This window comes from Nocardia veterana NBRC 100344 (assembly GCF_000308855.1).
GTDB lineage: Bacteria > Actinomycetota > Actinomycetes > Mycobacteriales > Mycobacteriaceae > Nocardia > Nocardia veterana.
Genome location: NZ_BAGM01000190.1, coordinates 1 through 7,068, shown reverse-complemented (window position 1 = coordinate 7,068; position 7,068 = coordinate 1). Strand labels below are relative to the sequence as shown.

Here is a 7,068-nt window from a genome sequence, read left to right as displayed (position 1 = left end):
GGCCACGGTGGCGCCGCTGCGCCGGGGCCCCGGGGATCCGTGCCACCGCGTGACGCCCGACGGCGCGCACTGGCACGCCTCCCGGATGCCCAGCGGAGCGGTGACCTATCGCCTCGTCCAGGACGGCCCGGACGCCGTCACCGCGCGCGCCTGGGGTCCGGGCGCGGCGGAGTTCCTCGACCAGCTGCCGCGGATGTTGTGCGTGGACGAGGACATCAGTGATTTCGCACCCGAACATCCGCGCCTCGCCGAGGCCCATCGGCGCCACCCCGGCCTGCACATGTTGCGGACGGGGCTGGTCTTCGAAGCCCTGGTACCGGCCGTGCTCGAACAGCGCGTGCACACCGTCTCGGCCCGCGCCTCGTGGCGAAAGCTGGTGTGGCAGTACGGCGAACCCGCACCGGGCCCCACGCCCGCACCGATGCGGGTGCCGCCCGCGGCGGAGGTCTGGCGCTACATTCCGTCCTGGGTCTATCACCGCGCCAATGTGGACCCGCAACGGTCCCGCACGATCGTGCTGGCGGCGCGGATGGCGCCGAAGCTGGAGGCCGCGGCGGCGATGACGCCCGCGGCGGCGGCCGAGCGGTTGCGCACCGTCCCGGGGATCGGGATCTGGACGGCCGCGGAGATCGCGCAGCGTGCCTTCGGCGATGCCGATGCCCTGTCCGTCGGTGACTTCCACCTGGCCGCGATCGTCGGCTGGTCGCTGCTGGGCCGTCCGCTCGACGACGACGGAATGGTCGAATATCTGGAACCGCTACGGCCACATCGCTATCGAGCGATCCGCCTGCTGGAGATCTCCGGTCAGGCCCGCAAGCCGGCCTTCGGTCCGCGCACACCGCTCGTCGACCACAGCCGGATCTGATCCCTCATCGCCGGGCCGCGGCCTGGGCGGCGGACCGGGCGTTGCGCAGCGCCTCCGGCACCGGGATCCGGCCCAGGAACATCTCGTCGAATATCGAATCCATGGCCTGCAGCGCGGCCGGAAAGCCCGGGCCGCCACCCGATTCGATGCGCGGTCCCCGCAGGACGTCGAAGAACGGTGCGACATCGATGCCCCGGTGCGCCCAGTATTCCCGGTACCGGTACTGCTCGGATACGACCGCCGGAATGGTCTGCCCGTTGCCCGCCAGATATCGATTGCCGGCCGCGCTGCCGAGCCAGGCCAGCACTCGGCGCACCGCATCCGGATGGGCCGTCGCGGCGTTGGCCGCGATCCCGATGGCGTTGTCGGTACTCACGCGCCCGGCCGGTCCCGCCGGGATCATCGCGATACCCCAGCCGAATCGAGCCTGTTCCGCGATCTGCTCCAGATTGAAACTGCCGGACTGGAACAACGCCAGTTTCCCTTGCAGAAACGCGTTCTTCGCGAAATCCGAGCCGCTGCGGGTATCGGCCGCCGACGGGGCGAGCCGGGCGGTGACCAGCGAGACCAGATAGCCGAAGCCGTCCACCCCGGCCGGGCTGTCGAAGACGTAGCGGTCGCCATCCTGAAACCGGCCGCCCGCCGAGCCGAGATAGGGAAGTTCGATCGACTGGAAATCGTTGCCGGCGTTGTACGCCCAGGGGGCCACCGCGGCGAGGCGTTGCAGCACCGGGCGGAAACTGTCCGGCCCGTGCGGACTCCACGAGGCCCGGTCGAGTTCCCCCGGCTCGACACCCGCGGCCGCCAGCAGGTCGCGGTTGTAGTAGACGGCCGTGCCGCCGTCGACGAATTGCGGTACCGCCCAGAGCTTCCCGGCCCGCGTGTACTGCGCCACCGCGCCGGGGTCCCACTGCCGGACGGAATCCCGCCCGAGCAGGGCACCGATATCGGTGAGCCGCCCGGCGTCGGCGTAATCGGCGTACGAATTCGACCAGAACAGATCGTCGGCGGTGCCGCCGGCGACATCCAGGCGCAGCTTCTGCTGATAGGAGGCCCACGGCACCACGGTGATCCGCACCTGTAGATCCGGATTGTGCCGCTCGAATTCGTCGAGCGAGGCGCGATAGGGCGCCACGAAACTCGGATCCCAGATGCGCAGACCGACGACGGTACGGCCGGTGGCCGGTTCGGTGCGGCCCAGCCACAGCGCGGCGGTCACCAGCAGTACCACGCCGAGCACCACGGCCAGCGCGGCGACGGTCGAGGTTTTGAGCCGATCCGTCATTTCAGTCCCGTCCACGCGATCGAGCGCAGCACCTGACGCTGGAACACCAGGAACAGCACGATCAGCGGCACGATGGCCAGGGTGGTCGCCGCCATCACCAATGTCCATTGCGCGTTGTAGCGGGTTTGCAGATCGGCGGTCGCCACCGTCAGGACCCGCCACCGTCCCGACCCCGCCACCAGCGGCCACATGAAACTGTTCCACTGCGTCACGACCGTGATCACCGCCAGGGTGGCCAGGATCGGCCGGCTCATCGGGACCACGACATGGACCAGAATGTCGAGCGTGTTCGCTCCGTCCAGCCGCGCGGCCGCGATCATCTCCCGCGGAATTCCGCGAAAGTACTGGCGCAGCAGGAAGATCGCATACGGTGAGCCGAAGACGAACGGAAGAACCAACGCCCAGAAGGTGTTCAACCAGCCGAGCCGCGCGAACATCAGATACAGCGGAATCAGGGTGACGATCGGCGGGACGGTCATGGTCGCCAAGTAGATCCAGAACAGCAGATCCCGTCCCCGGAATTCGGTGCAGCCGAAGGCATATGCGGCCAGGATCGACGTGATCAGCTGGCCCGCGGTGACGAATGCCGTCATCAGGGCCGTCACCAGCAGCGCGCGGCCGAAACCCTGGTCGACGGCGGCGCGGAAGTTCTCCCAGGTAACCGGATCCGGGAGGGTCAGCGGCGACTCGGTGGCGAACTGCCGCGGACTCTTCAGCGCGGTCAGCCCGCCCAGTACCAGCGGCGCCACCGTGACCAGCGCACCCGCGATCAGCAGCAGATAGGCGCCGACGGCTCGCGCCATCGCCGGACCGTTCGGTCGCAGCTCAGAATTCATCACTGGTCCTACTGCGGAAATAGCGGTGCTGTAGCACGGTGACGGCCGACATCAGCACACAGACCACGATCGCCATCACCGCCGCGCGCCCGGGCCGCGCGGCGTCGAATGCTTCCGAGAAGATCTGCATCGCCACCACATTCGTCCGATCGCCGGGGCCGCCCTTGGTCAGGGCGTACACGGTGTCGAAGGTCTGGAATGCGGTGAGGGTGCCGGTGACGAGCACGAAGAACAGGGTGGGCCGCAGCAACGGCAGGGTGAGCCAGCGAATCCGCCGCCAGCCGGTGGCCCCGTCCAGCGCCCCGGCCTCGTGGATCTCCGCCGGTATCGCCTGCAGGCCGGCGACGAAAAACAGCGCCACGTAGCCGAAATCGGACCAGATGCTGACGGCCGCCACCGCGGGCAGCGCCGACATCGGATCGGTCAGCCAGTCGACCTGCCGGCCCAGCAGCGCGTTGATCGCCCCGTCGGAGGGGGCGAACAGCCAGCGCCAGATCACGCCGACCGCCACCGGCGCACACATCCACGGCAGGGCGAACAGCAGCCGCAACGCGGCGCCGGCCCGGCGCCGCACCAGCAGCGCCGCCACCGCGAATCCGAGCACCGTCTGCACCGGGACGACGATCAGCGTCAAGGCGCCCGTGACCAGCAGCGCATGGCCGAACTCGCCGTCGGACAGCACCTCGCGCCAGTTGCGCAGACCCACGAAATCCATGGGGCCCAGCAAGTTCCAGCTGTGCAGACTCAACCACACGACCAGGGCGATCGGCAGGATCAGGAAGGCCCCGATCCCGAACAGGCTCGGCGCCAGCAACACCCAGCTCGTCGCGGCACGCCGAACCGCACGTCGGTTCATAACGCGTGACGCTACCGGGCCGGGTGATGCCGGGTATCGGCCCGTTCAGTCCATCGGGCCGCCGGCCACATAGACGACCTGGCCGGAAACGAAGCCGGCTCCCTCGCTGACCAGGAACGACGCGGTGTGTGCGATGTCCTCGGGCCGGCCCACCCGCTGGACCGGAATCTGTGCCGCCGCGGCCTTCTGGAAGTCCTCGAAGGGGACGCCCACCCGCTCGGCGGTCGCGGCGGTCATATCGGTGACGATGAAGCCGGGCGCGATGGCATTGGCGGTGACGCCGAACTTACCGAGTTCCAGCGCAAGGGTTTTGGTGAAACCCTGCAGACCCGCCTTGGCCGCCGAGTAGTTCACCTGACCGCGATTACCCTGCGCCGAGGTGCTCGACATGTTCACGATCCGGCCCCACTTGGCGTCCACCATGTACTTCTGCACGGCGCGGCTCATCAGGAAGGCGCCGCGCAGGTGGACGTTCATCACCGCGTCCCAGTCGTCGACACTCATCTTGAACAAGAGGTTGTCGCGCAGGATGCCGGCGTTGTTGACCAGGACGGTCGGCGGGCCGAGTTCCTCGGCCAACTGGGTGACGGCGGCCGCGACCGACTCCTCGTTCGACACGTCCGCGCCCAGGGCCACCGCCTGGCCGCCGGCATCGGTGATCGCCCGGACGGTATCGGCGCAGTGCGCCGCGTCGAGGTCGAGTACACCCACCTTCAGCCCGTCCTGTGCCAGCCGCGTCGCGATCGCGGCTCCGATTCCCCGTGCTGCGCCGGATACGACGGCAACCCGTTCGGTCATTGGCGGTCCTCCTGTACGTCGCGGGACATTCGCTGTGATGGAACGGTACCCCTGGCGGATCTCGGGGTCGCCGCTGTGTCACCGACCGCTATTCCACCCACAGCGACCAGATACTGGTCCGGCCCTGTCCCTCACAGACGAGGGCGTGCCCGTCCGGGGTGCGGGCGGTCTTGTCGATGGTGGGATCGCACTTGGCGCCGCCCTCGTAGACGGCCGTCGACACCGAATACGGTCCGGTCCATCGATAGCCGCCGGACCCGTGCAGGCACAGCAGGGTGCTGCCGTCGGTGGCGGCGCCGATCAGCGCTGCCTGCGCCTGGGTGCATACCTCACCCTTGGCGGCCGAGACCGGGCCGGTGGGGGCCGCGGTGGTGGTCGGCGCAGCCGTCGAGGACGGGGTGGCGACCGTCGTCGTCGGAACGACCGGGTGGGTGGTGGTGGTCGTCGCGGTTCCGGTGTCGGTGCTCAGCGCCGCCGGAACGGTGCGTAATGTGGTGTGCGGGAGCGCGATTCCGGACAGGACGAGTGCGGCGGCGAGAATCAGCACCTCGGCCAATCCGAGCAGGAGCGCCGACATCGCCATCACCCGGCCGCGCGGATGGCTGAAGGCGATCAACCCGAAGACGATGGCGACCGGGAACAATCCGAGCAGCGCGGCCACCAGCGCGACGATCGCGTACGGATTGACGATCGGTGGCACCTCGACCCGCAACCGTCCGGTGCGACGCCGGCCGGGTGCGCTGTCCCACCGATCCTCCTCCGGTTCGGCGGCCGGTCTTCGCCGGGGCGGTGCGGAATCCCACCGTTCGTCGGGAGGTTCCGTGGCCCGGGCCTCGGGCCGGCGGCGCGGCGGGGGTGGATCCCAGCGATCCTCCGGCCCCACCACGACCGTGTCGTCGCTCCAGTACTCCTCGTCGGGGACCTCGGGCCAGCGTTCTACCTCCGCGGACTGCTTGCGGGCCATACGGTTCCTCTCACGATCGTGCAGGAACCTTCAACCACGGACCCCGCCCGTTACCGAAGAAGAATAGGTGGCTCAGCGGGACCCGCAACCCCCGTCCGTTCCGGGCGGATATCTCGGCCCGAGAGGAATTGCGCCGGACGTCATCCCCGAGCGTCCGGCGCAATCGCTACATCTCGTCGATCACGTGTTCCCCGACCAGAGCGATCCGCACCGTCAGCAGCCAGCCCGCAACCGCGAGCACCGCGCGGTCGTATCGATCGAGACCCCGTTTGCGGGCATGCCGGGCGCGGTGCGCTCCCCCGGTGGGCAACGGACGGGTGGCGGGGAAGAATGTGGTGCTGTGCCGTGCTCGCCGGTGCGCCGCGTGGCGGGGACCGGGTACGGCGGTCACGGGATGGCCCGATCGTCGAGGACGCAACGGCCCTGTTCGACCAGGACCGACCGGGCCCGCCGGCGCACCACACAGGTGTCGACCGTGCAGTCCAGATGCAGTTGCATTGCGGCATGGGCCTGTTCGACGGTCATGATGCCCGGGTCGGTGCCACAGCGCAGCAGGCCCGCGACCGGCATGTGCAGATTTGTCAGTTGCATGCGCCCACCCCCGCCGAGCAGTGCGCGGGCCGACGGCGTGGTGGCGCCGACGGATCGTGGGATGCGGCCGCCGTGCGGCCGGGCGGTGCGGACGTCCACCGGCGGTCGTGGCCGATGGTGCGCGCACGACGGGGTGATAACTCGCTGGTCATCAACGACGACCCGATGACATGAACAGCCATGACTCCTCGTTCCTGCATGCGATACCCGACTGTGCCGGGGCGAGCCGACTCCTCCGGGCCGCGCCGCGAGCACACTCCCAGCATCCTCCAGAACGGCCCCGCGCGGGGCGGAATCGACGATCCCGTCGGAAATCGAGCGAATCCGCAGCAGCGAATCGGCTTGGGGCAACACGGTTCTCCGCCCCCGCACGTCAGCGCGACCCGCGAACTCGCCTCGGCGTGGTCCGGGTACCGGGACCGGACCTCGGCCGACGCGATCGCCGGCAAATTCCCCGGCAGATCACGAAACCGCAGCCGTTCGGCAACGAAAGGATGTTTACTTCGGCCGCCCTCGGGTAATCATCACAATGTGGATCGCGGACTGAGAAATACCTCACCTCGGTACCGCAAGCTGCTTCCCGGCGACTGGGTGGAACGACTCATCGTTGGAATGTTGTTCGCGGTATCGGCCGTCGGGGTGTACGTGCTGACCGGAGCAGTGCTGTCGTCTTTGCTGGTCGGAGCGCTGGTCGGGGTGGTCGCGGTCGGCGTGGTGACAATGCTGTAGCCGGTCGGCGTACCGACCGGCTACCGGGAAACCGTTATTCGAAAACGGACCGTAAACGGTTCCGCAATGTCAACGACGGAACAATTTGTTGCCCAGCCAGACGATCGGGTCGTATTTCCGATCGACAACTCGTTCCTTCATCGG

General features: G+C 68.7%; 9 protein-coding genes. 2 read left to right on the top strand and 7 right to left on the bottom strand.

Features of this window, described 5'->3' with window-relative positions; genetic code table 11:
• Positions 1 to 865, top strand: an 865-nt coding sequence (locus tag ON37_RS26870; RefSeq protein ID WP_040723283.1) for a DNA-3-methyladenine glycosylase family protein, incomplete at its 5' end; no start/stop codon positions are given.
• Positions 866 to 869: 4 nt separating this feature from the next.
• Here ON37_RS26870 and ON37_RS26865 read toward each other — a convergent pair.
• From ON37_RS26865 to ON37_RS26835, 7 genes are all read right to left on the bottom strand, one after another.
• Complete coding sequence (locus ON37_RS26865; protein WP_040723274.1) at positions 870 to 2,150, bottom strand: ABC transporter substrate-binding protein; 1,281 nt, start codon at positions 2,148 to 2,150, stop codon at positions 870 to 872.
• Positions 2,147 to 2,986 (bottom strand): carbohydrate ABC transporter permease, encoded by an 840-nt coding sequence (locus ON37_RS26860; RefSeq protein WP_083893316.1) that lies wholly within the window; start codon positions 2,984 to 2,986, stop codon positions 2,147 to 2,149. Before ON37_RS26860 ends, ON37_RS26865 begins: the two co-directional genes overlap by 4 nt.
• Complete coding sequence (locus tag ON37_RS26855; protein ID WP_040723266.1) at positions 2,976 to 3,842, bottom strand: carbohydrate ABC transporter permease; 867 nt, start codon at positions 3,840 to 3,842, stop codon at positions 2,976 to 2,978. The genes ON37_RS26860 and ON37_RS26855 overlap by 11 nt, the downstream gene beginning before the upstream one ends.
• Before the next feature lie 45 nt (positions 3,843 to 3,887).
• Positions 3,888 to 4,640, bottom strand: a complete 753-nt coding sequence (gene fabG, locus ON37_RS26850) for a 3-oxoacyl-ACP reductase FabG (RefSeq protein ID WP_040723263.1) — start codon at positions 4,638 to 4,640, stop codon at positions 3,888 to 3,890.
• Between the two features lie 88 nt (positions 4,641 to 4,728).
• Positions 4,729 to 5,604: a DUF4190 domain-containing protein gene (locus ON37_RS26845; protein ID WP_040723258.1), complete on the bottom strand. Its 876-nt coding sequence runs from the start codon at positions 5,602 to 5,604 to the stop codon at positions 4,729 to 4,731.
• Between the two features lie 166 nt (positions 5,605 to 5,770).
• Positions 5,771 to 5,995: a hypothetical protein gene (locus ON37_RS26840; RefSeq protein WP_040723256.1), complete on the bottom strand. Its 225-nt coding sequence runs from the start codon at positions 5,993 to 5,995 to the stop codon at positions 5,771 to 5,773.
• Positions 5,992 to 6,195, bottom strand: coding sequence for a hypothetical protein (locus ON37_RS26835; protein WP_040723280.1), 204 nt, complete (start codon positions 6,193 to 6,195; stop codon positions 5,992 to 5,994). The genes ON37_RS26840 and ON37_RS26835 overlap by 4 nt, the downstream gene beginning before the upstream one ends.
• Before the next feature lie 531 nt (positions 6,196 to 6,726).
• Between ON37_RS26835 and ON37_RS26830 the strand changes: the two genes are divergently transcribed.
• Positions 6,727 to 6,924, top strand: coding sequence for a hypothetical protein (locus ON37_RS26830; RefSeq protein ID WP_040723277.1), 198 nt, complete (start codon positions 6,727 to 6,729; stop codon positions 6,922 to 6,924).
• Positions 6,925 to 7,068 lie beyond the last annotated feature (144 nt).